This window comes from Candidatus Defluviibacterium haderslevense (assembly GCA_016712225.1).
In the GTDB taxonomy this organism is placed as follows: Bacteria; Bacteroidota; Bacteroidia; order Chitinophagales; family Saprospiraceae; genus Vicinibacter; species Vicinibacter haderslevensis.
In genome coordinates this window covers 950,351-975,623 of record JADJRL010000003.1, presented here as the reverse complement: position 1 = coordinate 975,623, position 25,273 = coordinate 950,351, and the positions used below count along the sequence as shown (strand labels likewise).

Sequence of the window (25,273 nt, the reverse complement as noted above, 5' to 3'; positions counted from 1 at the left end):
AGTTAATTATTCCATTTTTTAATTCAGGTTTATTTTTGCATCACCATAGTCTTAGCCATCAAATCACCAATTCTTTGTCTTCTTTTGTTTGTGAAGACAACAATACATCTTGGTAAAAAGGCAAAGTCAGTAACATCAAATAGGTGACGAATAATAATGTTGTGTAATTCAGGACTGTCAACATTCTGGTTTAGTACTTTAATTTTTTGAAATCGTTTTCCAAATGATTGACCAATTTTAACTTATGCAGTTTTTTTAAAAACAGTCCAAGCTGCTTAAACAGTCAGGTATCATAACCCTGAATGCATTCGGAAAATCCCAACCATATTGATGGCCTGAATCAATATCACCGATATTTTTTTAGAATTGAAAATTAAATAATAAATACAATGCTGAGAACAAGATCAAAAATAGATTACGGTGTAATACGAGCGCTGTGAATCGTTTTAGAATTGAAGCTAGGATCATGGGTAATTTAGGGAGAAGTTTGATTATCTAAAGGGATAATTATAATTAAGGTAAAATTCTAATTGCGTTCACATATATTTAAACCAAAATTAAGGATTTATCTTTTTATTCTTAACTCATTGATAAATCAAAGGTAATTCAGGTATAGTTACGAATATTTTATTTACAAAGTTTTATTGCTCTTTTTTCCCAAACCATTTATTAATTTTGAAGTGGATTCTTTGTTTGAGTGTGGGTTTCCTTACTGCATATTTTATTATTGTAACTTCATCTAAATTTTGCTGTAATTCTTGATCTAGCGATAGAAATATTTTAAGCCCTCCATGATCTTTTCTAATCTTAGCATCAGAGACATGCACATCTTTAATATCATTAAGAATGATCTGTTTTGTAAGGTATCCATTATAGGTAACTACTAAAGTATCTGACACAAGTGCTGATGAAATATTAGGAACCAGTATTTGGAAGTTACCGTCAAAATCTGATGTTGATACCATATTGTTATTTTTTAAAATTATCTGTGCTCCAATAATTACGTCATTGTTTTTTTCGTCAAAGATTTGTCCTTTAATAATAATACTTTCAGTTTTATTAGTTGTTTGAGCATTTGTTGGTAATGCCATGAATACTGTTAAGCCTGTTATAGTAGCCATTTTTTTTATTGAATTCGTAAAAGTAGGTAATTCATGTCCCCAATTTTCTAATTGTTTGTGATTATACATTCCGCATACAGCGTTGTTATTTTGGTTTTGAATACGTTCTATTTGCGCCCAGTTCATTTTAGAAAAGTCAACAATTCTTTTATTACATTTTTCACAAATACGTCCACCATTAGTAGGTGTCATTTCTAACCAATTTTGGTCGCAATGATTTGGTTTTAATATTTTTGTCATATGAAGTTAGCATGTTAACGGATTCTGCAAAGTCTTTGTAGTAACTATATTTTCGCAGACAAATATAAAAATTAATAAGTCATTTTGGAAAAAATGAATTAAGAATATTGTGGAAATCTGGTGGGGTATTGTGTAAGTCTCGTTATTTGCTGCTTTTTTTCCAGATTTGCCACCATTTTTTCTTCTTTACAAATACCACTGCTATCAGTCCCAGCATAGATTCTTCCATTCCAATAATTAATGGATTATTTGATATGCATTGGTCATTCACATCTATAGAAATACTTTTTGTAAAATACCCAAGACATCTTAAATTAAAAGTTAGACTATCCGAAAGGAAACTATCGGGGACTACCATAGTAAAATTTCCTTGAATATCTGTAATCGCACTAATATTTGAATTTAAAATAGATATATTCACAGATTGCAATGGTTCTTTTGTCTCTCCATCAATAATTTTACCTTGTATGAGATGTTGTAGACTATCGAGCTTGCTTTTATTTTTAAAAGTTATTTCTAAAGGGTAGTTTTCTCTTTGTATTTTCTGATTTATTACTGTATTAATATTTTGGGCGTTCGTTGGATGAGTAACAAAAGCACTAATAAATAAAATCCCTGAAATAGCTTTTTGGAGAATTGATGAATTGGATTTTAATGAATTAGGTAGTATGGGTCTATTTAATTGATTTTGATTCAATCGACCACAAATATTATTTGAATTACCATTAAGGATTTTTGAAATATCAATATCACTCAGATTTGAAAAATCAATTACGGTTTTCTGACAATGTTGACAGAACCTATTATTATTATCTAATTTCATTGCTTCCCAATCCTGGGAGCAAGGCTTTTCAATATTTAGTTTGTATTCAATATTTTTCATCAAATATTCACTGACGTTTGGCTAAACGCTCTTTTTAATAAAACATGGGAATAGTTTCATATAAACCCAAAGATAATAAATCCATTTCATATTGCGAACTTGAAATAGCCTAATTCTTGGTTTGTAAATATAGGCCACAAATCAAATGTTAATATCTTTTTAAGTAGAAATGTCGTACAGGCATTTTATTAAAAGCCAAAACTAAAAAATTAAGTCCTCTTTATCGGAATAAATAAAAAAAGAATGAATTATAATGCCTAATGTTGTAGATTCTATACTTTGTTAATGGTTGAATTTTTGCTTGTGTGTTAGAAATTTTCTTTTTTTCTAAAGCAATCATGTGTGAGAATTACATGCGGTACCCTGTTCTTAATTTCATTTTTTAAAACGTAGGTATCAGTTGAAGTACTTGGGAAAAGCCAGAACTGTTTTATTTCATAATTATTTGTACGATATATTACTCTATAAGAATATGAAGATAATCCATTGCTAAATCCAAGAAAACAATAAGATAATGCAACAACATTACTTATTGGAATAGTTTCCGCCAGATTATTTTTTTTGTTCATTAAATAGAAGTAGTCTCCATCATATTCAATTTTATTTTGATTATATGTAAGAATAAAAATTGAAATTGAAATAGCAAAGAAAATAATAGCAATAATTAATTGAGTAAACAATTCTCCTTTATTGTTAAAATCCAATATTATTAGTGGTACCAAAAGTGCACCGATTGCAGTCATTCTTAAAGAGATAAAACTTGTAGAAATTTGTACTCTTTTAGATTCCATATTTATTTAACTACTAACGTTTAAATATAAGTGATTCGATGAGTTAGTCAATGTAACCTTTTTATACTATTTTATGCCACATTAATTTAGTTATGCATACATTAATTTCCCCTTAGGTTCTGGAATTTGCCTTCCAGATAATTTAGCCGTTTCAATCCATTCTTCAATGATAATTTGAATATTGGTTAAAGCTTCTTCATATGAGTTTCCATCTGATTTACATCCTGCTAATTCAGGAACTTCCGCTATAAATGAATTATCCGGTTTACTCCAATAGATTATAACTTCATATTTATATTTCATCGTTGTTAGTTATTTTAAATTTATAAATTAAAATTAGTTCACGAACTTGCTTTACTTGATATGGTTTAGCTTTTCCATTAACTTCTTGTAAGTTTAATATTTCAATTACATTATCTTTGTAAAATATATGATGACTTCCTTTTATTCGTTTGCTAAATCCAAACCTAACAAGTAAGTTGCATAATTCATTAAAATTTATATTATGATCCGTTTGACCAGTTAATACTTTTACAACTAGTTTATCGATCTTTCCCATAATGCAAATATAAGACTTTATTTTTGGGGGTCAATTCTTTTTTAATGGAGCAAAACATCTTGCTAAAGGCTCTTTTTTGTAAAACATGAGGATAGTTTCATATAAACCCAAAGATAATAAATTTATCCCAAATTGTGAACTAGAATGAGCCTAGCTCCAGGAGGTCAAATTAAACCACAAATCATTTATTAGAGAACATCTTACAAACGATCTGCAACAGGCCGAAGGACTAAGAGCTTAAAACAAAATTAACTTAAAAGCTGAGGATTCTTGTTTATTTGAAATACGTCTTGATATCTGTTCATATGTATTTTTATCATTCTTTGCTAATTTGTAAAATAGTTGAATGATCTTCCATTATAGCGACAAACACCTTTAGTTGTACCAAACCAAATGTTGCCACTTTTGTCTTCAATAATTCCGAAAATTAAAGGGTTGTCCGTTTTTCTTTGTTCTATGATTTTATTAAATGATTTCCCATTATAATTATATAACGCGAAATTAGCATGGGCAGCTCCTTTATTATGAGCTAACCACAAATTCCCATTCTTGTCATGACACATATACATAACAAAGTAAGGATTAACGGAATACTTCACTGACTTTCCGTCATAGAAACATAATCCATAGCCGCCTATTTCTTTAGCTCCGCTTCCGATCCAAACGTTTCCATTTTTATCCTCAAACAAGGAAGCTACTTGTTTGAACGGCAAATGATTTTTGTCTCTAAATTTTGTAAATGATTGGCCATCATAGATACTGATGCCATTATTTGTTCCAAACCATATTTTTCCTTTTCTGTCTTGCATTATGGAATTAATGTATGGATCACTTAGACCATCTTTAGTTGTAAAATGAGTAAACTTTTGTCCATCATATTGGCTTGCACCATGCTCAGTTCCAAACCAAATGTTCCCATTTTTATCTTCTGCAATACAATTAACAGTATTATCAATCAGGCCATTCTTAGTAGTAAAAAGTGTAAATGAAGTTCCCTGACTGACTGTGTCATTGAGGCGGGCATCATAGCGGTAAATCCCTCCTCTTGCATTGCTAAACCAAATGTTTCCTTTTGAATCTTCAAATAAAGCTATAACATGAAAATGAATAAGACCTTCCTTTAAAGTATAGTTTGTAAATATTTTACCGTCATATTTTATAATACCATGCCAGGTGGCCAGCCATATATTTCCTAACTTATCCTGAATGATATTTCGGACTATGCATTGCGGTCCTTTTGTTGAGAACGTGTCCTTCGTTTCTATAAAGTAAGGGTCAACACCTACATCCAAAAAGGATTTCATCTCTTCAGAACTTTTTGGTAATCCAAGTCCGTTGTCGGTTTCTGATTTTTTTACGCTGCCTTTTGGTAAGTTGGTTTTCACTTGTCCATTGCAAGAAGAACAGAAAATGAACCATATTAACAGGCGTAGGTATGTTTTTATGGAGATCATTTTCATTGGTCAAAACTAATTTTATTTCGTTTCACTTATAACGTAAATTTCGAATTAAATTTGTATTCATTGGTATCACTAAATAACTGTTTAAAAAAACCTATTTATTTTTATTAAGTGTGTATTTTTTCTTAATGCTTCAAAAGATATTTTATGGGTGCGAATATTGAACTGAAATACATCTAATTCTTAATAAATTAAATATAAACCACCGTCCAATTATTAATACCCTTTGTTTTTTGAATTTCCAGATGTTTGGGAGTTCAAAATTCCAATGATCTTGTTTATTCTACAATATTATCGAATTCCACGCTCTTATTAGTATCTTTATAATCCTATATAAACAAATTCATATTTCCTACCCAAGGTTGCTAAATCTTTTGATTTCCACTAAACATACCATCTTTAAAGCAAACTTGATTTTTATTAGTTATAAACAGAACAAGTTCTGCAGTCGAATTTGTGTTAAAAGAAATTTGATTTTCGTCAAAAATAATACATTCTCCTTTTATCAAAGAAAATTCGTTATTAACTATAATTGATCCCTGAAAAACATATAATATTGAAGTTGTATTTTTTAATTCAGACACCGGTATTTTATAAATTTCGTTATTATCAATCTGAATATCGTAAATTTCTGTTTCGCTCGTGAACTGAATTTTTGTCTTTGCATTGTTTGATGCCAAAAACCTCCAAGTATTTATACTGTTCTCATTCTCTAAGTCGTAAAAAATTACTTCAGGAGTATAGTCTTTTGTCTGAGGTCGAATGAAAATTTGTAAACCTTCTAAGTGATCCAGCATATGCTCTTGGTGATAAAATAGTTTACCAGCTTTCATCAGCATTAACTTTTTTCTTGAAATAACCTCCGAGTTTTGTTCTGAATCAGTATGCATTACATGTCCAATTCTGAAATAGGATAAAATCTCATCATTTATGTGAGGGTGCATTTTTATTGTAGTTCCTCCAAGAATACTAGCTTGGTCTATACGTCCAATACTTCCAATACCTGTGTCGGAATGATCTATGGCATTACCTGGAAACAATATTGAAATATGATCATTGCCGTGTTTTTCGGAGTTTGTTACTTTTCTTATCATAGTTCAATTTACTAAAAACTACAAATCCCAAAAATTAGCGTCATAAAGTTTTTGGCCATATTTTTCAGAAATCAACTGAATACGCTCTTTTAAGTCAGTTTGTTTATTTTGATTTGAATGAATGAACTCATTTACTTCAACAAAGAAATCGTCTAATCCTGCTGGAATTACTGTACACAGGAGTGTGGCAGGTTTATCAGAATTGTTTTTAAAATTATGAATAATTCCACCTTTTGGAATGGAGACTGTAGCCCCTTTTTGAGCAGTATAATGTCCAGTTTCTGATCTGAAGTTTAATTCTCCTTCAATGACGTAAAAAATCTCCTCAAAGTTTGGATGAGCATGTGGAACTGGTCCTGCTCCTGCTGGAACAGTCATTTCAATAATAGCATATGCTCCGTTAGTATCTTTTCCTGAAACTATGATACGATAAGCTCCACCGGCAATGTTTAGTTTATGACCTTGATTGTTGTCAATTGTTTTTATATTATTTATCATAATTCAATGTAGAATAATCATAGATTAGTGTGACACTCAGGCCATCAATATCCCCAAAAAGTATCTTTTATTAAAATTTATCTTTTATACTATTTAGAATTCAAAGATACTAAATTGGTCTCAAATGAAGCCCATAATAATTCTATTTCTAAATAAATCAAACATAAAACTAAATCCTGTATTCGTAATGTTTTGCAAAAAGATGTTGACGAGCTTTTGTAACTTCATGTGTCTATACCCAAATAGGGTTTTTAAGATCCAGCTTAGATATATTTGGGTTAGTGGGAGTTTTAATTGGTTGTTGTAATGATATTATCCACTTCAATTCTATATTGAATGCTCCTCAAGTACAATAATAGCAATATCGGAAAACCAATATAATAGCACAGGAGTAATAGGATGGAAATTATAGTTCCAGGACTATAAGGGTCAGCGGTATAAGTCTGGATGAATAGTTGCTGTCCGATATTTTTATCCTTTGAAAATAGTACCATGGATGTAAAGTTAGATCCAAGGTGTAATGCAAATGGAAGGTAAATGGATTTCGATTTATCAAAGGCAAGAGCCCACACATAACCCATTATACCTGTTGTCAAGAAGGTAATAATCATGGCAGATAACTGGCCGAATAAATTCCAGGAAAACCAATGATAAATACCAAATGAAACGGCGGAAATAAGAATAGCCTTAGTCGAGCCAAAGTATTTAATCAGCATATAAAGCAATGCTCCTTGGAAAATCAATGTTTCGAAAGCTACAGACTGAAACACATACCATGTGGCTTCCAAAAAGTTTGCCTTCGTATAATTATTGTTAAGGTTATATGGATTCTTCCCAACATAGGACAAGACCATGAATAAAATGGAATAATAAAGAATTGGAAATAATAACCCAACGCCTATATATTTCAAACGTTGAGAAGAAAGCTCAACACCTATTGCTGTTAAATTTTGCTTCTGAAGAAGTCTCAATAAGATCCAAGAAATAAGTAGTTCAACAAGAATGCCTATCATTTATGTTTAATTATGGTTTAGTGTCAAAAAATTATAACCAACGGTCGGGCATAAATGGCATTGAGAGCTTTTGCTGGCAATCAACATTTTATACATTGTTGTGTGTAGTGTTATTTTCTTTTTCTAGTCTATCAAGTAGTTCTTTTGCTTCTTCAATTAAGTGTTCTTCAAATTTCAATCTTTGTTCATCTCTTGGTAAATTATTGTAATACAATAATTTACTTTCGTCTTTCCAGTCTTGAAGTTCTCGATACCAAGTAAATAACTTTTCAAGTCCAATTTCTTCGCCTAAATATTTAGCTTCTATTTTTAAGATTAATTTCCAATCTTCTTGTTTATAAATTTCATTGTCGATATTAGACATGAATTTGAATACTTGATTTGGATTTGAAATCATCTTGTTCAAATAATGAATCAATAGAATTTTTGCCGCTTCTATTTTATTTGGCTCTGCAAAATTTAATTCTGCCAAAGCTCTTTTATAATATTCTTCGATTTCAAAAGAGTTATCATTTTCATTCATCCCTGCAAGAATAACTAACGACTCGCTTTCTAAATTTTCTTTAAGACCAATTAATCCGATCTCTGGTAATTGGCTATTCGAAATATTTCCTAAAATGTAATTCGATATTTTCTCTTTAAAGTTCAATTTCTCTTTCGCGTTTTTATTTCTTCATTACACTCAACTTTTAAATTGATGCATTTTTTTATAAACAATACATTTATATTCACATCAACCCAAAGATAATTTATCTATTACATTTTGTGAATCGGAGTAAGCTTAAATTCTAATGTGCCAAATAGAAACTACAATTCATATATTATTAACTTCAAGCACTAGCGATGGGCGACCGTTAGAGAGCCTAACCGCTATTACATTGTTATCTCATGTTTTCCCAATTTCACCTTTTGATAGATCTCTATTTGAATGATGAATGGTTAAAATTGCAATTTCATTTTTACTTCGGATTTTAAATATGATCCTATAATTACCTTCAATTACTTCTCTAATAACAGGAATTCCAATTTCGTCAACTATTTTACCAAAGTATTTAGATGTTTTTAATATTTTTGTTTTACTTCGAATTTTTAATACTTGACTTTTTGCATAAAGTTTTGAGTCTAGAGCAATAAATTCATAGATTTGATGAAGCTCCTGTGTGGCAAGTTAAGTCTAAACTATCCGAACAATTTTGCCATTCTTTGGTCTAACTCATCCTCAGTTATAATTTTCCCTTGTTCTAATTCTGTTAATCCTTGATTGATTTTTTCTACAATTAATAAACTTTCTATAAGTTCGTCTATTGTAAATTCGTCAGGCATTTCCTTAATCTGATCGTTTATTATTTCTTTCGTTAGCAAATCTAATAAATTTTAGTGCAATTTATAACAATTTATTTACTTAATGTGGCTTTTTTATTTGAGATAACATCTAAATAAACGCCCCTTTTTATAAAACATGCTTTTATATCTACTTGAACCCAAAGGTAATAGATCTATAGCATTTTGTAAACTGAAATAAGCCTAATTATTATTTGATCTCATGTTAAGCACAATTCATTTGATATTAATAAACCTTGATGAATGACTAGATATTGACTCAGTTCTGCAACTTACCTAAAGTCAAACTCTGGAACTGTCATTCAGAATGAAATCCAGAATGATAAATAATTTTTAATGTAAATGCGGTAGCAATATTTTGGTCTCATCAGTATTCATTTTCAGCTCTGGCAATTTGCCAATAATCCATCTTTCTATATTCAGTCTGTCTTCTTTCTAGTTCACTTTTTCCCAGTTTTTCAATTATTTTCCTTCTTAATGGATGGTTGTATTCCTTTTTATCAAATGAATGCCATAACTCTATTATCTGATAATAATACTTGTTGGGATTTGAAATCAATTCATTAAATGCATTCTCAGTATTTATGGATTTATATTTTCTAAGGATTTGGCAAACATAATTGAAAATTAATGGATGTTTTTGATTCATCTTTGAGTGATAGATCTCTAAAATATCTATCTCAAAATTAACATGAGGAAACTTTTCAACACATGCTAATCCATAGAATAACATACGCGAATCTGGTTTTAAATATTTTTTAATTATTGAAATATCTTGTTCTTTCAAATAACCTGAAAGACCAATTAATGCTGGAATATTTCCGTTCATTGCTTTTTCTCTGACTTTACTATATAAATTTTCTGGTGCATTCAAATTAAGTAGTCTACAATTAATATTTCCTCTGTTGCCTAAATGTTCAACTAGCTCTATTGAAATACTATCGAGATATTCTGGATATGTTTTATAAATGCCATATCCACTCCTTTTATTTTCTGCTATATCAAATATAATATTCCCTACTTCAGTTGGTGGACCAATAATGCATCCAGTATGTTCTTTTTCAATCTTGGTGGTGTCCATAACCAAAACAGGAAAGTATTTTCTATAATCTGCATTCGTCCTCTGTACATAAGTCCAGAATGAATATATTTTTTCAAGGGAATTACCTTTTAGCATTAAATACGATAATTCAGTTGAAGGTACTTTGCCTAATAGACAAAGAATCTCTTGAGATTTTACATCAGTATCGAAATAATTTAATCTTTCTATTTTTGATTTTGCTTCAATATATTCAGCCGAATATTCTTTGCATGCCAGGCCTTGAATTAAAAGTATAAATAGTATTAGAGATATCAATTTCATTTTAATATGATGAGAATATCTTACAAAACGCACTTTTTTTAAAACTTGATTTTTATTCCAAATGAGTCCAAAGATAAAAAATATTTACCAGGTTTGTGGAAAACTATTTTACTATTGACGATCACACTCAAAACATAATTATAATTTGTAACAACCATTTTCAGAGAGCTTATTTTTCAAACTGTAAGTCTTGATAATAACTCAACTGTTCTTTTGTTGAGTGATAACTTGAAATCCCTGTAAACATTCTATACCTATTTGCGACTTTAAGATTCCTTTTCCCATACACAAAAATCAAATATTCAGAATTAAAGCTATTGATAAAGCGTTCTCTATCTATTTCGTTTTCTTGCCACATACCTGCTCCAGACATGCATGGAATTTCCCATTCTATCTTTGCGATAAACTCACCTGTTTTAGATGTTTTTATATTTGTAGTATCTCCGTTATATATTAATTGTAAGGTTTTATTGGGCAATGGTTTGCCTCGGTAATCGCAGGCTGTGCCTGTAAGGTAATAATATCCTCTACTACCTTTACCAATGCAAATTGTTGCAAAAAACATAAAAACTAGACATGTAATTCCTAATTTTAGGATTACTTTTTGATCTCTCATAATATTTAGTTTAATTTATTTTTTCATAAATATCATTATGCTATATTAAGCTAACGTTTTAAATTCAATTTAGTATTTGTTCATCGTTCTAAAAAACAATCCAATTATTAGAAGTCACATATTATCCAAGAGAAATGATGATAGCTCGGCACAAATTATTTCAGGATTACATTTTTCAAAATTCCGTATTATTGCTTGCGAATTACTAATTTATAGAATGCATAAAACAAAAAGCTCAATCATGCAAATAGCCGGAAATATACTCTTGTTTTTAGCCCTGCTTGCTGCCGGGAGTTTGTTTAAAATGACTTTTTTACAAAAAATGCCGGGAGGGGATTATGGCGTCGGCTATTCTTGGGTTTTGCTCATGTTATTGGCTGCCTTTTGGATCAGTATGGCCTTTGTGGCTTGTGTTATTGGTTTAGGCGGTGGTTATAACTGGCTTAGTCTGGGACGATTTGCACATGGTGGAATCCTGGTGTTGTGTTTTTTGGTCATGATCTTAGGAGCGAATTTAGGAATGGAAGCCAGTTTTAGGACGGTTCCTATTCTGGGTTTGGTGAATGGAATATTGACGCCACTGGTCCTGATGATTGCTTCTGCCATATTGTTGAACGATGGTCTAAGAACAACGGTCTCGCCTCAACTCGTAAGATGGGGACTATCCGGGGTCGTTGGTCTCAACAGTCTGATACTCGCCACAATTATTCTGGGCATGGTAGTAACCAAGTTGAACATCCATTTGCCGAGATCAAGCAACGAACTGGACGACTTCCAACTGGGAATTTTGAAGCAGATTGAAGAATGCGATGCGAGCAAGGACATCACTTCGCTTTTTATATTTAGCGGCAACAATCAGCCCAAGCAAATTCGAGAAAAGGCTCTGCTCAAAATCAAAAGTAAGCCCGATTGGCAGGAAGACCTTTTAAAAACTTTTGAAGGTTATGGAGTAGATGAGGCATTCAGATTCATTTTATCTAATGATGTCGACGATAAACCGCGGTTCGCTAAAGGCGTGGAACAGGGCATATTGAGTCAGGCACGATTAATTCGTGAGAGTTTTCGCCGAAGTTCTATTCCCGACCATCTATACGAGGGTCAATTTAGTACAGAAGTAAGACACGCCCTTGAAGCTGCAGATCAATTCCAAGACCAGGGTGTAGATTTTAAACCGGCAGTACAGGAATTAAGGAACGCACTAGAAGAGCCCATAGGATTTGAAAAGCCAGAATTTTCGTGTATAAAGCGACTGGATAAATGGTTGAAAAAACATTGAAAAATAAAATAGTGTAGCGTGCGCCAAACGTTTTTCATAAAACAAGAACTTCGGGACTACTAAATATTATAAACAGTTATTAATGTTTCATTGATTTGCTTCAACAACATTTCAATTAAATCTTCATTCTTATATTCATATACATCATCTATTTCCAAATTTTCAATTCTCGGAATGTCTAAACTTTTGTATTGCTTTTGAATTCTATTTCTTTGGCCATCATCCATTACAAAAATAATATCCGACCAATGAATTAATTTTTCATTGAGTTGAACTACACTCTGCGCGCTAAGACCTGCACTTTTTATATTAAATCTAGCATCATTCTTAAAAATAAATTCGGCAGTTCTGCTGCGTCTTTTATTTCTACCGCATACAACCAAAACATTAGGTTTCATAGACGCATTTTGGAATATTAATATGATACAGGTAGAAGTTGCACAACACCCAGCATTTAGGCAAGCCCATCATGGTTGTAGTATGTTTGTTTAAGTATTGTTTTTTAAATTTCGTTCTATTAATAATTTATCCAAGTCTTTACTTCTTTTATTTTTGGGGTCATTAACCATTCTGTAGATAAAATACAAAGGAATTAATGTAAGCATTCCCCAACTGTTTTTAACAATACTATAAAGTATAATTCCCACTAAAAATCCAATAAACAAAGCATTGGTAATGGAAAATGATTTCATTTTTTTTGCTTCGTCTATTAATTCTTCCTCCGTGAATTCTGTAAAGTCTTTGTTTTTCATTGTTTGATTCGTTTATATTATCTATTTAAAAGTTGTCACAATAGTAGCAGCAAACATCTGGTTAAGCGCATCTTTCAACAAAACATGTCTTTATATCCATATAGACCCAAAGATAATTAATTCGTCTTCAATTGTGAACTGAAAAAAACTTTAATATTTATTTGCCTTTAAAATACATATTACTATCTATTAAACACAACGATTTTTTTAACTACAATGTATCTACAATTTGATGGAATCAAAAAATAAAAATCATTTTACTTATGATGGTCATAATCACAAAAATAAATATAATTTGTTGAGATTTTCTAAGAATTAAATTATGAGTACTTATTTATCAAATTTCAAGTCTTGGCAATAACTCAGCTGTTCTTTTGTTGAGTAATAACTTGAAATATTTGTAAACATTCTATACCTATTTTCGACTTTAAGATTCCTTTTTCCATACACAAAAATCAAATATTCAGAATTAAAGCTATTGATAAAGCGTTCTCTATCTATTTCGTTTTCTTGCCACATACCTGCTCCAGACATACATGGAATTTCCCATTCTATCCTGGCAATAAACTCACTTGTTTTAGATGTTTTAATATTTGTAGTATCTCCGTTATATATTAATTGTAAGGTTTTATTTTGCAATGGTTTGCCTTGATAATCGCAAGCTGTACCCGTAAGGTAATAATATCCTCTATTACCTTTACCAATTCAATTTGTTGCAAAAAACATAAAAAATAGACATGTAATTCCTAATTTTAGGATTACTTTTTGATCTCTCATAATATTTAGCTTACTTTATCTATTTATAAAAAACATAATACTATAATAAGATAACGTTTTAAATTCTATTTAGTATTTGCGCATAGTTCTAAAAAACAAACCAAATATTAGAAGCCACATATTATTCAGGAGAAATGCTAATTGATCGGCACAAATTATTTCAGGATTACTGTTTTTAAAATTCCGTATTATTGCTTGCGAATTACTAATTTATAGAATACATAAAACAAAAAGCTCAATCATGCAAATCGCCGGAAATATACTCTTGTTTTTAGCCCTGCTCGCTGCTGGGAGTTTATTCAAAATGACTTTTTTTGAAAAAATGCCGGGAGGGGATTATGGCGTCGGTTATTCCTGGGTCTTGCTCATGTTCTTGGCTGCCTTTTGGATCTGTATGGCATTGGTGGCTTGTGTTATTGGTGTAGGCGGTGGTTATGCCTGGCTTAGTCTGGGCCGATTTGCACATGGTGGAATCCTGGTGTTGTGTTTTTTGGTCATGATCTTAGGAGCGAATCTTGGAATGAGAGGAAGTTATAAGATGTTTTCTGTTCTGGGTTTAGTGAGTACTGTTTTGACGCCGCTGGTCCTGATGATGGCTTCTGCAGTATTGTTGAACGATGGTCTTAAAGCTACGGTTTCAGCCCAACTCGTTAAGTGGGGCCTGTCTGGAGTGCTTGGCCTCAACAGTCTAATACTCGCCACAATTATTTTGGGTATGGTCGTAACCAAGTTGAACATCAATTGGCGCCAATTAAGCAACAAACTGGACAATTTTGAAATGGGCATTTTAAAGCAGATTGACGAATGTGATGCGAGCAAAGGCATTACTTCCCTGTTTATTTACAGTGGCAACAATCAGCCTAGAGCTATTCGGGAGAAAGCCCTGCTCAAAATCAAAAGTAAACCCGATTGGCAGGAAGATCTCTTAAAGACGCTTGAAGGTGACGGAGCAGATGAGGCTTTCCGGTACATTTTAGACAATGAAGTAGATGATAGAGCCCGGTTCGCTCGAGGTGTAGAAAAAGGTATATGGAGTCAGGCGCGCTTAATTCGTGAGGGCTTACGAAGATGTAATCTCCCCTCGAACCTGTACAAAGGGCAATTCAGCTCAGAAGTGGAACGCGCACTCGAAGCTGCAGATCAATTCCAAGACCTAGGTGTAGATTTTAAACCGGCCGTACAGGAATTACGGAATGCATTAGAGGAGCCCATTGCCTATGATAAGCCAGAATTTTCTTGCATAAAGCAACTGGATAAATGGCTGAAAAAACATTGAAAATGGAGACCCATTTGTAGTGTGCGTCCATTGTTAGACTTGATTCGACTTTGCCAGAATAATATTTGCTTTGTTGGATGAAATGATGTTGTCCGTCGTTTGCAAGAAAGAAACTACATGATGCAACAAACGTATCAAAAGAGGACTGCATCAAAAAATAAATTTCGTTTTAAAATATCCATCTGTTATGGTTTATGTGTCACCACATAAATTAGTAAGTTTAAATTCAAATTGACCTTCTATAATATAGTTAACGGTATCCATTTTATTAAGTATTAATTTATTAATGTTGAGTCTAAAAAGGTGTACTCAAAACAATTCTCATTTTGATTTCTATTGCCTATTCTATTACCGAAGTGAAAAATAAATTAGACCACAGTTAAAAGATAAATTTGTTTTTCATTCGACATGCTGATGCTTTGATCTGCAAGCAGACCTCCCATGGAAGTGTCTGCATTACACCTAAATATATTGCACTAAAGTATAAATCACAATGGCATAAGAATATATGAATATTATTCAGTTTAGATTTCATAACAATTGAATTTTATTAAAGAAGTTAAGTTGATTGTATAGTGTATTTATAACATTAGTCATTTTGATAGATTCAATTTTAAATCTAATATATACTTCATATAATTTGTATGAATAGGATGGATGTAATTTTTAAAAATTAAAAATGGTGACAAAGCCATATTATGACATTTGCCACCATCAGGGTGTAATAATAGATTGTTCTAATAGTTTGTTATTAAAAGGGGTATAATCTATTTCAACTTTTCAACTTTACTTGAATAAATTATTTTTGAATGAGCATTTGTTATTGTATAATAATATAGTCCAGCTATTAGGCTTTTAGTATCAATAATTGAGTTGCCATTCAACTGTTTTTTAAATATCAATTTACCAAAACCATTGAATAGAGACATGGTATATTCACCTTTAGGCATTGTGATATTCATGAAATCATGGATTGGATTTGGGTTAACATGGATATTCTTATTTAACAAAGTGAAATCATTAGCGTCACTCAAAATAGGTAATCTCGTTGGATTCAAAGCCACCTGAGTGAATATTCTGGCGTAATCATAAGTGAATTTGCAGTCAGAGCTTGAAGCTGCATAATTATCATTTTGTGAGCTACTTATATCCTGCATCATGGTTTCTGTTTGTTCACTTTGATCAGTGTGAAATGACTGTATTGCTTGATCTCTTATATCATTAAACGGAAGATTAAATGGACCTCCATTGTATCCACATGTTCCATTGCCACCAATTCCCTGAATAATTCGAGGACAATCAACTCTGAAAGTATTATGATACGGATATGATATTAAGGGTATATCAGAAGTGACACCATTTGTAGATAAGAAATAACTATCTGATGGTGGCAGTCCACCGCCCCAATAATTGTATTCTGCAGAAACTAAATTATAATTTCTAGTATTCAAGTAGATATAGAAATGCATATTGCTAAGACTGGAACTTACAAAATTATTATTACCTACTGGATAAAGACCTGATGCATTTGCAGATAGTGGGCTAATACTAAGTAAAACATCCTCGCCATGGATACTAATTCCATTATCAATAAATGATGAACAACCACATTCTACTAAACCTGAAAGATTAGATCCATAAGGAATGCTAATTCCAAGTTCATTATTTATAAAGGAGCTTTTATATACAAAGTAATTGGATGAATTTCCTCGGACCCCAATTTGATTCTGTGAGAATGCGCTATTTGTAATTACAAAATATTTTACTTGATTAATATTAAAGCCAGTTGCTGAGTTACTCACCATGACTTTATTATTATCAACTCTATATGTTCCTGTAAAAGATGAATAATTTGATTTGTCAATATATACAGAATCTAATCTGGCTTTATATGCACCGATGATTGTCAATGGCCTTGTCACTTCATTGAAAATTGATTTAGTCAATAATAAATTGCCAGTCGACGTTTTTGCAAAATCGAAATCTCCTTGTATGCCTTTGAATAACAATTTGAAATCGGATCTATTTACTGTAATAGTTCCAGACTTATTTCCAGATAAAGCAATAGTTAAATCTGAGTATGAGGGTACAAAATTAACAGTCCCATTAAATACCATCATATTTGTATTGACTAATCCATCATCACCAATTGAGATACTGGATTGTGGTTCATAATCTACTTTTCCTTTACCCAAAATGATTCCCTTGTCATTAATTTTTAATATAGCAGAATGTGCCAACCTTATGGTTCGAATACCTTTAGCAATACCAGTAACAGAAAAAGTTTCATTTTGAATTAATTCGTTTTCACTATTAAATTGTACATATCCATTTCCATCATGAACCCAGGCACCATTATAAATCATTTTACCTCGAGCGCTAATCGTTACATTGCATCTTCCATCGGTAGTCTGGTCTCCATCTTTCATTCTGAGAATAGCATCTTTATCAATAATTATTGTTCCCCATTGATCTACGATGAGTTGACCATTATCAATTAATTCAAGAATACCGCCAGCTTTAATGTGAAGGGTACCACCTTCTTTTACTATTATTTTCGCATTATATCCAGCTATAATTTTGCCACCTGCATCTATTGTGACAATGCCACCCGAATAAACATTCAATCTTGAATCTTCATCAATTATGATTTTACCATTAGAACTAGCGATGAGTCGTGCGCTATCCATTACGTTGAGGTTGGCAGTGTTATTGGCATTTAATTTGTCTCCAATTCTAATTTCACCATTATTGTATACATGAACAATAGTACTGTCATTACAAGCTTTAATAATATTGACATCATAACTTCCTGATATGACATTATTAGGATTCGTCAACTTTTGAGTGAAACCAATTCTACCATAGTGATTAATCCAAAGTTTTCCTTCATGACTAATGATGTCTAGATCTCTATCTATCACATTCCCACAGTAATGTGGTTTATAAATAATTGGATCGGGTCCTGAGTATCCTGCATTACTTCCAAAGTTAAAAGTCTTATCTTTTAGTTCGCTTATATTTCTTAACTCTGTAACATCTTCATTGTATAAGACATCTAGAATGAAAGTAGCATTTTTTGAATTAAAACTTACATGGCCTTGATTGTGTTGATTTGTTTTTGAATAAGCACAGATCGCGACATCATCTTTTGACGAATAACAACGTTCAGTCAGATTCGTTCCACAATCGTTAATGGTTATAAATGGATCTGTACCCATAGGCATATTTAGTCCACTCACAGTTGGGACAAAGCCCCATGCTGATTGACTTGATTTTATTTTAGCTGAAGAATTTCCGAATGTTAATTGATTTAAACCATCAGAAATTCCAAAATCTGTCATGCCACCAGGAGCTATATCATAATTTTTAAACTTACTAGCATCAGCTTTTATTGTCAATCGTTCTCTTGCCCAATACCCTCCAATAATTATTTGAAAGTACTTCTCGATATCATGGTAATAGATTGTTTCTATTCCAGAACTTGGCAAAATGTATCCATCACAAGTATTAACTGTAACTGCGCCAAGAAAATCATCTTTTTGTGATTTAGCAGTTATATGTAAGTAATGTTCGCTGGCTTGGAGTTTCTGTTTTTCACCAATGGAAGAGCCATTACTTATTGGTATATGTTCAAGATTTAATGGTCCCATATTATCTATTGCATCATAGAATGAATCATGCCATTTACTATTTCCACAATTAGTTAAGTACAATTCGTCTATTCCATCTCCATTAGTATCTTCATACAGTGAATCACAACTGTATATATTGTAATATAGCATTTGTTTCGCAGCTCCTGAAAGTAGAACATCTTCGAAAGTTTTTAAAACTGGAACATGTTCATTAATTTTCTTAGGATTAAAAATATTAGGATCCGTATAATTGCCCAAATACTTTACCATACATTGAAGTCCAAGCGGTACATTTGCGCCTTTGAGAGGTGAGTCAAACGTTATTAAAAACTTAGTATCGGGATCGCTATTACTGACCTCCATTGTTCTTAAGGCATGATAACCTACTACACCGCCCATACTAGCACCAATAACAATATTCTTCTCATTGCTCTTGTTTTTTCGCTTCTCTTCATTAACCCAAGTAATAAACTTGCTCACTCGGCTGCTATTCTCTAGAATGTCACCTTCACCTAGCTCAAAGTTGTAATAGATAATATCATAACCCATCTTGGCGAGATTATCCCATGCTGATTTGGAATCTGGGGTTTGCACAATTTGTACAACATTATCTTTATCAAAACGTAGTCTAAATTTCATATCCAACCAATAATTCCTGAATAATTTAGAAGGATTAATTCCTTCAATGAAAATTATAGGTTTCAATAATTTCTTGCAAGGATTACCGAAGAAGATATTAATTGTATCGCGATTGAGAATATGCGTTTCATTTGGTTCATTATCATATCCTGGTGGCATTTGTACACTTAAACCCGAAGTTTGTGGAATATTCTCAATCTGGGTCTTCGCGTAGAATAGATCCCCATTATTTATTTTGCACTTGAATACTAATGTATGCACACCATAATCTGAATAGCTCATATTGATAATCTGATTAGTATCAATTAATGTATAGCCATTGCCATCATCAAAGTCGATCCACATACTATCAGGCACTCCAATATTGCTCATAACTATATCTTCTGGTAGAATGAATTCCAAATCCTTTCCTTCTGTTGTGTATCTCAAGGCAACTAAAGAAAGCATAGTATCTCGTAGATAGGGGCTGTCACTGCGATTTTGCACATCATTGAGCGTAGAGTCTTTAGCATCAAAGTAAATGAGATTCGCAGTTATGGCATCATCACGGAATCTCTGATAATCAATTGCCATTAGACCAAGATAAATTGGACCTGTCACGCTGTGATTTTGCATATACGATAAATAAGTTTCAGGAGGTGGAAAAGGATAATAATTTCCCATAAAACTACTTACGGCTTGGAAGTTGAGTAAACCCCAATGTTCAGATTTAACAGTAGTGCTGTCAGAAGGAAAGTTCCCATCAAGCTTCCTCCAATTGAAAAAATCCATACCTTTGTCATAGAAGACATTGGTAGTAATCAGACTTAGATCTAGAGGTGCCATTATATGATTAATTTGATCACCCAGAGCTGAAGACTTTTCTATGACCAACCCTTCTATCTGTGTATTGCCGCTCAATGAGTAGAACAGACAGAATAATGTGTAAAAAAGTTTTTTCATATATAATAATTTTAATTAGTTACGAGATTATTTATGTGAATTCAAGAGGGGCTTCCTTGCCGAAGCCCTTCTAATTAATATTTCCCATCGAAACGGCCCTCTGTAATAAACAATGTATCATTATGTAAAGTGTCTATTGCTGTAAATTCGAATGTTCCAGAAATTATGTTTTTTAATTTGTTTGCGTAAGTAATTGATAATTTATTCTTTGGTGTATTATCAATCCAATATTGATTGTAATTAATATTAGCAACATCAATAAAATTAGCGACATTAATATTTCGTAATATTTTATAGTCTCCAACCAATTTATTAATTACAATTGATTCAAATTTTAGATTCTCGAATATTTCATTTCCAGGAGTAATCCATAAAGAATTTATTCCGAAATGGCCACTTAATGAATCATAACCCATCCTAAATGAATTATATCCTGACAAATTAAATGGCACTGAACTTACCCACACTTGCCCATTCACCTTACATCCAAGAATATTCTTACCTTCCATTGTAATAGGTGGTAATTCCAATGGCTTATTAGGATCTACTGGATCTGGGCCAAAGTCAACACAGCTTGTGAGTATAAGGATTGATAAAAAGATTAATTTTTTCATTTTGTATTTTTTATAAATGTTAGATTATTTAAGTGTATTCAAGAGGCTTCCTTGCCAAGTTCCTCATTTTAATAAATCAATATCTTCCATCAAATCTTCCGTCAGTTATTTTAATAGTATCAGCATTGATTGTATCTATGACTGTAAATTCAAATGTTCCAGAAATGATCTTTTTTTCTTTATTAATATAATGAATATTAATTTGGTTTAGTAAATTTGATTTTACCCAATATGATTTCCAAATTTTATCTATAAAATCTGGAAATGCAGGATTTCTGTATAATTTATAATTGCCTACTATTAAATTATTAATATAAGATTCAAATCCAAGTCTTTGATGAATTGAATAATCTTGACTCTCCCATAATGAATTTATACCAAAATGTCCTGTGATTGAGTCATAACCCATTTGAAAAGCCACATCTCCAGATAGATTAATTGGCACTTTTGCTACCCAAACCTTACCATTCACCAAACATCCTAAAGTATTTTTCCCTTCTGTTGTTAAGGGTGGAAGTTCAGGAATTTTATTTTGATCTACAGGATCTGAACCCAAGTCAAAATCACAGCTTGATAATAATATGGAGATTAATATTACCGATAAAGTTAATTTTTTCATATTAATTTAGATTTTACTTGTTGTTAATTTAATGTAAAACTACCTATCAATTCTAGCCAAAAAATAAATAATTGCATATTTGTTTAAATAATATGTCCAAATTTTATGTATTTGGCCTTATTTTTTGTAGTTTTATTACAAATTTTTCTGAACATATTTCGTAAATGGATAAATGTAAATAAAAGGAATGGTCACAAGTTAAATTCTTTCATATGAGATTTTATTACTTAATGGGATAGAAGGTATGGGAAATAAAAAATCTAACTCATCTTTTTTATTGTTAAAAAGTGATGCGGTAAGAAATCATTATTACTCTTAAGAACAATTTGATTTTCATTTGACATCCTAGGAATTTTCATCCTGAAATTAAGTCAATTGGATTTTTAGGGTTTCTTGGTGATTTCTATCCTACTTTAAATATACTAAACCAAAAAGGGAAAAATTTGATTGACCCAATATTTTATTTCTTTTATTATACAATACAGCATTGGAAATATTGGATTGGGTGGAAAAGACATAGATCTTAGCTTAACTGTCATCATAACATTTCGAGGATCATAAACAGATCTAGAATCAGTAAGATACTTGCCACGGAAATAAGAAAATGTAAAATACTCTGGAATTCTAACATACTGAAATCTCGGAGATATCTGTTTTTAATCATAATATTTAGGGCCTCTAGGATCCGGGCTTTGAACTGGGAATTTAGTACATCTTGGCTTGAATATAATAAGCTAATACTTAAAAATTAGTCAGTGTAAAAACTTTTTCATAGAAACAGGGCCTACAGTTTCTTATAGTTGTTTATTTATTATTTATTGCCAAAGCTCCTTATTATCAATATTTTCCATCAAAACGAACTTCTGAAATTTTAATTGTATCTTTTTTATAAGTTGAATCAATTGCTACAAATTCGAAAGTACTTGAAATGATTCTTTTGTACTTATCCTGATAATTAATACGGAGATAATTGTTAGAATTAGAATCATGAAGATTGCTGGGAATGAATCACAGTGTGAGACAATATTAGCAAAATCGAAAATTGAATTTGTTTAAACATAAATATAAAATTGAATTTGTGATAAAATCTTGTTTAGATGAATTAATTGGACTCCAATGGAGACCTTTTTTCAATAGGACCTATTTAAAACTTTATATCGAATCTTCCATTTTTGATCATGAGAGAATCAAGATCATCAGTCCTAAATAACTTGGCTGAAAACAGACCTGCGATTATTCTTGATGAAGTGTCAAATTCAGTTATCGCGATAAACCCTTTACTTCTATTCGTGGAGATATAATGACCTTTTGTATGCCAAAAATTTATAGTTGACTGCTTACCGTCTACTACAATAATTTGGCTATCTTGAGGAAATGAAATAAATGAAATTCTGAATTTTTCTTGCAGAATTGATTGGAATGCATTTTCATAATTAGTACATGATCTTTCGGCTTCTATGAATGCATTCTTGCAATCATTACCGGGGTTGAAATAGGGCACATTTGGATTTGAAGATAAACTAAATCCGAATGATCCATATCCTTTACATATCCATATTGTATCATTATAGGTGAAGCCAAATGAATCTACACCTAAAGAAGTGACTTCTGGTAGATCATCGCAGCAATAACACTCTTTAATCGAATCTGGTGGGTCTCCAAAAAAGTCAAAACAGCTGCTGAATAAAAGAATTGAGAATAAGAATAAATTTTTCATTTTATAAATTTTTAATTTAATTGTGAGATTATTTATATGAATTTAATATTGCTTCCTTGCCAAAGTCCATCTTGTTTATATTTACCATCAAATCATTCATCTGTTATGTAAATTATATCTGAATTGAATTCATCAATTACTACGAATTAAAATGTTCCTGAAATAATTCTTTTATTGTTATCATGAAAAGATATCTTAATGAAAGTGTGAAAATTTGAATTTATCCAGTATGGCTTTCTTCCTGGAATATAATTGACATAATCGAATGAGCTATTTACATATTCTATTTTATATAATCCGATAATTGTATCACTTATATATGATTCAAATCCTACTTTTTCATTTTTTTTGGACATACAGTTCAAGTTCTTCATGTAATATTGGAAAAAAATTCCAGTGTTACCAAAGCAAGATTTGGCCGCCCAAATTCTTAATTTTCCCGTTTGTTTATCAAAATGACCAGACAATTTATTAGCTACAGAAGAAATTCCGCTTAAACTGTAGCCTTTTGGTCGCCAAACCAATCCATCCAAAATAAAGCCAATTGATTTAGCTCCAGTATCTGTCTTTATTGGAAGGGTATAACCATATAAACAATCCTCAAAAGGATCGTCATTATGTTCAGTGCACTGAATATAAATAATGAAAAGGATTAGACTTATTGAATGGTGGTTAAGGTGTTTTTTCATGGCTGTTATTGTATTTCGTAATTAACATGATGTAAAATTACTAGCTCATTCTAGCCAAAAAATAAATATTTGCATATTTGTTTAAACAATATCTCCATATTCGTTATGTTTGGGCATCAATTTTGTAGTATAATTACAAATTTTAATAAATATATTGCGTATATGGCTAATTTGCAGCTTAAAGAGTGGACTGTATTTCAAGATAAAATACTCAAAGAGGTTAGGTCTAAAGCTCCTAATCAGAAACTATCAAGCGTTCTGGCTAAGACATTGAGTATCTCAGAAAATGCCGCTTACAAAAAAATTCAGGGTGGTATACAATTTAGTATTCAAGATTTATTGGTTTTAAGTAAAGAATTTCAAATTTCTTTGGATCAATTTATATCACACAAAGCATCGCCAATTCCATTCTATAGTGATGCAATACGTAAGAAGCCCGATCATTATCGGGATTATTTTCTCAATATTCAGAAACACGTTACTGCCATTAGCCAAATCAAAGAACTCAATTATATTTATCAAGCTAATGAGATTCCCATTTTCCATTATTTGTTATTTCCCAGTCTATTGTATTTCAAGATTTATGCATGGAATTATACCAGTTGGAGAATAGGGGATTCATTGAAAGCTTATGAATATTTAGCATTTCAAAGAGACGATGTCATGCAGAAAGCCATTCATGCAAGTATTGAAACGTATTTCACATTTCCAGGTACTGAAATTTGGCATATAAGGATGTTTGATATTACTTTAGATCAATTAAAGTATTTTATACATTTAAGAGTATTTCAAGATAAATCTACCGTGTTACAAATATTGGATGATTTATATGATATGTTGGATCATTTAAATCTAATGGCCTCAAAAGCTATGAAGTTGAAAAGAGGTCAAAAAGTTGATCATTCAGCACATTGTAAAATGTACATTAACGAATTGGTAAGTACCTCCGACATCATTTTTGTAGGTTCACCGGATATGGAGATCGTATTTACCATGTTTGACACACCTAATCTCGTACGAACTTCTGACCAAAGATTTACTGCTTACACCAAAGTCTGGATGGAACACACGATCAGGCATAGCTCATTGATTAGTAATGAGGGTGAACGAGAACGGGTAGAATTATTCCAAACGTATCGGCAGAAATTGGATCAGGGCAGAAGAGAGATTGAAGGATTGCTGGCTTATAAATACAGTTAGCCTAGGGTTCAAATTTTATAGACTTAATAACTGGGGTCACATTGATCATTGTGTTCGTATCTTGATCATTGTAATTTCTTTCTTTTAGCATAATCAAAGTATTTCACTTTGAAATGGACTAGGATGGGCACAAAATTATTATCAGGCCCAAGTATATT

26 protein-coding genes are annotated in these 25,273 nt (G+C 31.6%); 3 read left to right on the top strand and 23 right to left on the bottom strand.

The annotated features are described in order from the left end of the window. Positions 1 to 29: 29 nt before the first annotated feature. The 15 genes from IPK88_04075 to IPK88_04005 form a co-directional block, all read right to left on the bottom strand. Complete coding sequence (locus IPK88_04075; protein MBK8242580.1) at positions 30 to 236, bottom strand: RDD family protein; 207 nt, start codon at positions 234 to 236, stop codon at positions 30 to 32. A gap of 405 nt (positions 237 to 641) precedes the next feature. Next, the gene (locus tag IPK88_04070) at positions 642 to 1,313 is read right to left on the bottom strand and encodes a carboxypeptidase-like regulatory domain-containing protein (protein ID MBK8242579.1); all 672 of its coding nucleotides are present in this window, start codon (positions 1,311 to 1,313) and stop codon (positions 642 to 644) included. Positions 1,314 to 1,503: 190 nt separating this feature from the next. Beyond that, positions 1,504 to 2,244, bottom strand: a complete 741-nt coding sequence (locus tag IPK88_04065) for a carboxypeptidase-like regulatory domain-containing protein (GenBank protein MBK8242578.1) — start codon at positions 2,242 to 2,244, stop codon at positions 1,504 to 1,506. 308 nt (positions 2,245 to 2,552) lie between these two features. After that, a complete protein-coding gene (locus tag IPK88_04060; GenBank protein ID MBK8242577.1) occupies positions 2,553 to 3,035 on the bottom strand; it encodes a hypothetical protein in 483 nt (160 codons plus the stop codon). 90 nt (positions 3,036 to 3,125) lie between these two features. Further along, the gene (locus IPK88_04055) at positions 3,126 to 3,338 is read right to left on the bottom strand and encodes a type II toxin-antitoxin system HicB family antitoxin (GenBank protein ID MBK8242576.1); all 213 of its coding nucleotides are present in this window, start codon (positions 3,336 to 3,338) and stop codon (positions 3,126 to 3,128) included. Then, complete coding sequence (locus IPK88_04050; protein ID MBK8242575.1) at positions 3,328 to 3,594, bottom strand: type II toxin-antitoxin system HicA family toxin; 267 nt, start codon at positions 3,592 to 3,594, stop codon at positions 3,328 to 3,330. The genes IPK88_04055 and IPK88_04050 overlap by 11 nt, the downstream gene beginning before the upstream one ends. 326 nt (positions 3,595 to 3,920) lie before the next feature. After that, positions 3,921 to 4,979 (bottom strand): histidine kinase, encoded by a 1,059-nt coding sequence (locus IPK88_04045; protein MBK8242574.1) that lies wholly within the window; start codon positions 4,977 to 4,979, stop codon positions 3,921 to 3,923. Positions 4,980 to 5,419: 440 nt separating this feature from the next. Further along, on the bottom strand, positions 5,420 to 6,148 hold the full coding sequence (locus IPK88_04040) for a pirin family protein (protein ID MBK8242573.1): 729 nt from the start codon (positions 6,146 to 6,148) through the stop codon (positions 5,420 to 5,422). An 18-nt stretch (positions 6,149 to 6,166) separates the two neighbouring features. Next, entirely contained in the window at positions 6,167 to 6,646 is a 480-nt protein-coding gene (locus IPK88_04035) for a cupin domain-containing protein (protein ID MBK8242572.1), read from the bottom strand. A gap of 290 nt (positions 6,647 to 6,936) precedes the next feature. Beyond that, on the bottom strand, positions 6,937 to 7,659 hold the full coding sequence (locus IPK88_04030; protein MBK8242571.1) for a CPBP family intramembrane metalloprotease: 723 nt from the start codon (positions 7,657 to 7,659) through the stop codon (positions 6,937 to 6,939). Positions 7,660 to 7,747: 88 nt separating this feature from the next. Then, positions 7,748 to 8,308: a hypothetical protein gene (locus tag IPK88_04025; GenBank protein MBK8242570.1), complete on the bottom strand. Its 561-nt coding sequence runs from the start codon at positions 8,306 to 8,308 to the stop codon at positions 7,748 to 7,750. 237 nt (positions 8,309 to 8,545) lie between these two features. After that, entirely contained in the window at positions 8,546 to 8,803 is a 258-nt protein-coding gene (locus tag IPK88_04020; GenBank protein ID MBK8242569.1) for a type II toxin-antitoxin system RelE/ParE family toxin, read from the bottom strand. A gap of 35 nt (positions 8,804 to 8,838) precedes the next feature. Next, on the bottom strand, positions 8,839 to 9,021 hold the full coding sequence (locus IPK88_04015) for a hypothetical protein (protein ID MBK8242568.1): 183 nt from the start codon (positions 9,019 to 9,021) through the stop codon (positions 8,839 to 8,841). A gap of 346 nt (positions 9,022 to 9,367) precedes the next feature. Beyond that, on the bottom strand, positions 9,368 to 10,363 hold the full coding sequence (locus tag IPK88_04010; protein MBK8242567.1) for a hypothetical protein: 996 nt from the start codon (positions 10,361 to 10,363) through the stop codon (positions 9,368 to 9,370). A gap of 169 nt (positions 10,364 to 10,532) precedes the next feature. Next, the gene (locus IPK88_04005; GenBank protein MBK8242566.1) at positions 10,533 to 10,979 is read right to left on the bottom strand and encodes a hypothetical protein; all 447 of its coding nucleotides are present in this window, start codon (positions 10,977 to 10,979) and stop codon (positions 10,533 to 10,535) included. Between the two features lie 76 nt (positions 10,980 to 11,055). On the opposite strand from IPK88_04005, the gene IPK88_04000 reads away from it, so the two are divergent. Continuing rightward, entirely contained in the window at positions 11,056 to 12,255 is a 1,200-nt protein-coding gene (locus IPK88_04000; GenBank protein MBK8242565.1) for a hypothetical protein, read from the top strand. A 59-nt stretch (positions 12,256 to 12,314) separates the two neighbouring features. On the opposite strand, the gene IPK88_03995 is transcribed toward IPK88_04000, so the two are convergent. From IPK88_03995 to IPK88_03985, 3 genes are all read right to left on the bottom strand, one after another. After that, positions 12,315 to 12,653 (bottom strand): protein-tyrosine-phosphatase, encoded by a 339-nt coding sequence (locus tag IPK88_03995; protein MBK8242564.1) that lies wholly within the window; start codon positions 12,651 to 12,653, stop codon positions 12,315 to 12,317. Positions 12,654 to 12,743: 90 nt separating this feature from the next. Further along, a complete protein-coding gene (locus IPK88_03990; protein ID MBK8242563.1) occupies positions 12,744 to 13,007 on the bottom strand; it encodes an FUSC family protein in 264 nt (87 codons plus the stop codon). A gap of 330 nt (positions 13,008 to 13,337) precedes the next feature. Then, positions 13,338 to 13,646, bottom strand: coding sequence for a hypothetical protein (locus IPK88_03985; protein MBK8242562.1), 309 nt, complete (start codon positions 13,644 to 13,646; stop codon positions 13,338 to 13,340). A gap of 379 nt (positions 13,647 to 14,025) precedes the next feature. On the opposite strand from IPK88_03985, the gene IPK88_03980 reads away from it, so the two are divergent. Beyond that, positions 14,026 to 15,060: a hypothetical protein gene (locus IPK88_03980; protein MBK8242561.1), complete on the top strand. Its 1,035-nt coding sequence runs from the start codon at positions 14,026 to 14,028 to the stop codon at positions 15,058 to 15,060. A gap of 767 nt (positions 15,061 to 15,827) precedes the next feature. Here the strand turns inward: IPK88_03980 and IPK88_03975 are convergent. From IPK88_03975 to IPK88_03955, 5 genes are all read right to left on the bottom strand, one after another. Further along, a complete protein-coding gene (locus IPK88_03975; GenBank protein ID MBK8242560.1) occupies positions 15,828 to 20,276 on the bottom strand; it encodes a T9SS type A sorting domain-containing protein in 4,449 nt (1,482 codons plus the stop codon). 74 nt (positions 20,277 to 20,350) lie between these two features. Beyond that, positions 20,351 to 20,890: a hypothetical protein gene (locus IPK88_03970; GenBank protein ID MBK8242559.1), complete on the bottom strand. Its 540-nt coding sequence runs from the start codon at positions 20,888 to 20,890 to the stop codon at positions 20,351 to 20,353. A gap of 76 nt (positions 20,891 to 20,966) precedes the next feature. After that, positions 20,967 to 21,509, bottom strand: a complete 543-nt coding sequence (locus IPK88_03965) for a hypothetical protein (GenBank protein MBK8242558.1) — start codon at positions 21,507 to 21,509, stop codon at positions 20,967 to 20,969. A 1,144-nt stretch (positions 21,510 to 22,653) separates the two neighbouring features. Further along, on the bottom strand, positions 22,654 to 23,226 hold the full coding sequence (locus IPK88_03960) for a hypothetical protein (GenBank protein ID MBK8242557.1): 573 nt from the start codon (positions 23,224 to 23,226) through the stop codon (positions 22,654 to 22,656). A gap of 146 nt (positions 23,227 to 23,372) precedes the next feature. Continuing rightward, a complete protein-coding gene (locus tag IPK88_03955; protein MBK8242556.1) occupies positions 23,373 to 23,915 on the bottom strand; it encodes a hypothetical protein in 543 nt (180 codons plus the stop codon). A 162-nt stretch (positions 23,916 to 24,077) separates the two neighbouring features. Between IPK88_03955 and IPK88_03950 the strand changes: the two genes are divergently transcribed. Continuing rightward, the gene (locus IPK88_03950; protein ID MBK8242555.1) at positions 24,078 to 25,115 is read left to right on the top strand and encodes a hypothetical protein; all 1,038 of its coding nucleotides are present in this window, start codon (positions 24,078 to 24,080) and stop codon (positions 25,113 to 25,115) included. The last annotated feature ends 158 nt before the right edge of the window (positions 25,116 to 25,273 follow it).

Bases quoted from the DNA above. Each gene is read 5' to 3' on its own strand.
- IPK88_04070 (MBK8242579.1), bottom strand. From the start codon at position 1,313: ATGACACCTACTAATGGTGGACGTATTTGTGAAAAATGTAATAAAAGA.
- IPK88_04065 (MBK8242578.1), bottom strand. From the start codon at position 2,244: ATGAAAAATATTGAATACAAACTAAATATTGAAAAGCCTTGCTCCCAG.
- IPK88_04060 (MBK8242577.1), bottom strand. From the start codon at position 3,035: ATGGAATCTAAAAGAGTACAAATTTCTACAAGTTTTATCTCTTTAAGA.
- IPK88_04055 (MBK8242576.1), bottom strand. From the start codon at position 3,338: ATGAAATATAAATATGAAGTTATAATCTATTGGAGTAAACCGGATAAT.
- IPK88_04050 (MBK8242575.1), bottom strand. From the start codon at position 3,594: ATGGGAAAGATCGATAAACTAGTTGTAAAAGTATTAACTGGTCAAACG.
- IPK88_04040 (MBK8242573.1), bottom strand. From the start codon at position 6,148: ATGATAAGAAAAGTAACAAACTCCGAAAAACACGGCAATGATCATATT.
- IPK88_04035 (MBK8242572.1), bottom strand. From the start codon at position 6,646: ATGATAAATAATATAAAAACAATTGACAACAATCAAGGTCATAAACTA.
- IPK88_04030 (MBK8242571.1), bottom strand. From the start codon at position 7,659: ATGATAGGCATTCTTGTTGAACTACTTATTTCTTGGATCTTATTGAGA.
- IPK88_04010 (MBK8242567.1), bottom strand. From the start codon at position 10,363: ATGAAATTGATATCTCTAATACTATTTATACTTTTAATTCAAGGCCTG.
- IPK88_04005 (MBK8242566.1), bottom strand. From the start codon at position 10,979: ATGAGAGATCAAAAAGTAATCCTAAAATTAGGAATTACATGTCTAGTT.
- IPK88_03995 (MBK8242564.1), bottom strand. From the start codon at position 12,653: ATGAAACCTAATGTTTTGGTTGTATGCGGTAGAAATAAAAGACGCAGC.
- IPK88_03990 (MBK8242563.1), bottom strand. From the start codon at position 13,007: ATGAAAAACAAAGACTTTACAGAATTCACGGAGGAAGAATTAATAGAC.
- IPK88_03980 (MBK8242561.1), top strand. From the start codon at position 14,026: ATGCAAATCGCCGGAAATATACTCTTGTTTTTAGCCCTGCTCGCTGCT.
- IPK88_03975 (MBK8242560.1), bottom strand. From the start codon at position 20,276: ATGAAAAAACTTTTTTACACATTATTCTGTCTGTTCTACTCATTGAGC.
- IPK88_03970 (MBK8242559.1), bottom strand. From the start codon at position 20,890: ATGAAAAAATTAATCTTTTTATCAATCCTTATACTCACAAGCTGTGTT.
- IPK88_03965 (MBK8242558.1), bottom strand. From the start codon at position 21,509: ATGAAAAAATTAACTTTATCGGTAATATTAATCTCCATATTATTATCA.
- IPK88_03960 (MBK8242557.1), bottom strand. From the start codon at position 23,226: ATGAAAAATTTATTCTTATTCTCAATTCTTTTATTCAGCAGCTGTTTT.
- IPK88_03955 (MBK8242556.1), bottom strand. From the start codon at position 23,915: ATGAAAAAACACCTTAACCACCATTCAATAAGTCTAATCCTTTTCATT.
- IPK88_03950 (MBK8242555.1), top strand. From the start codon at position 24,078: ATGGCTAATTTGCAGCTTAAAGAGTGGACTGTATTTCAAGATAAAATA.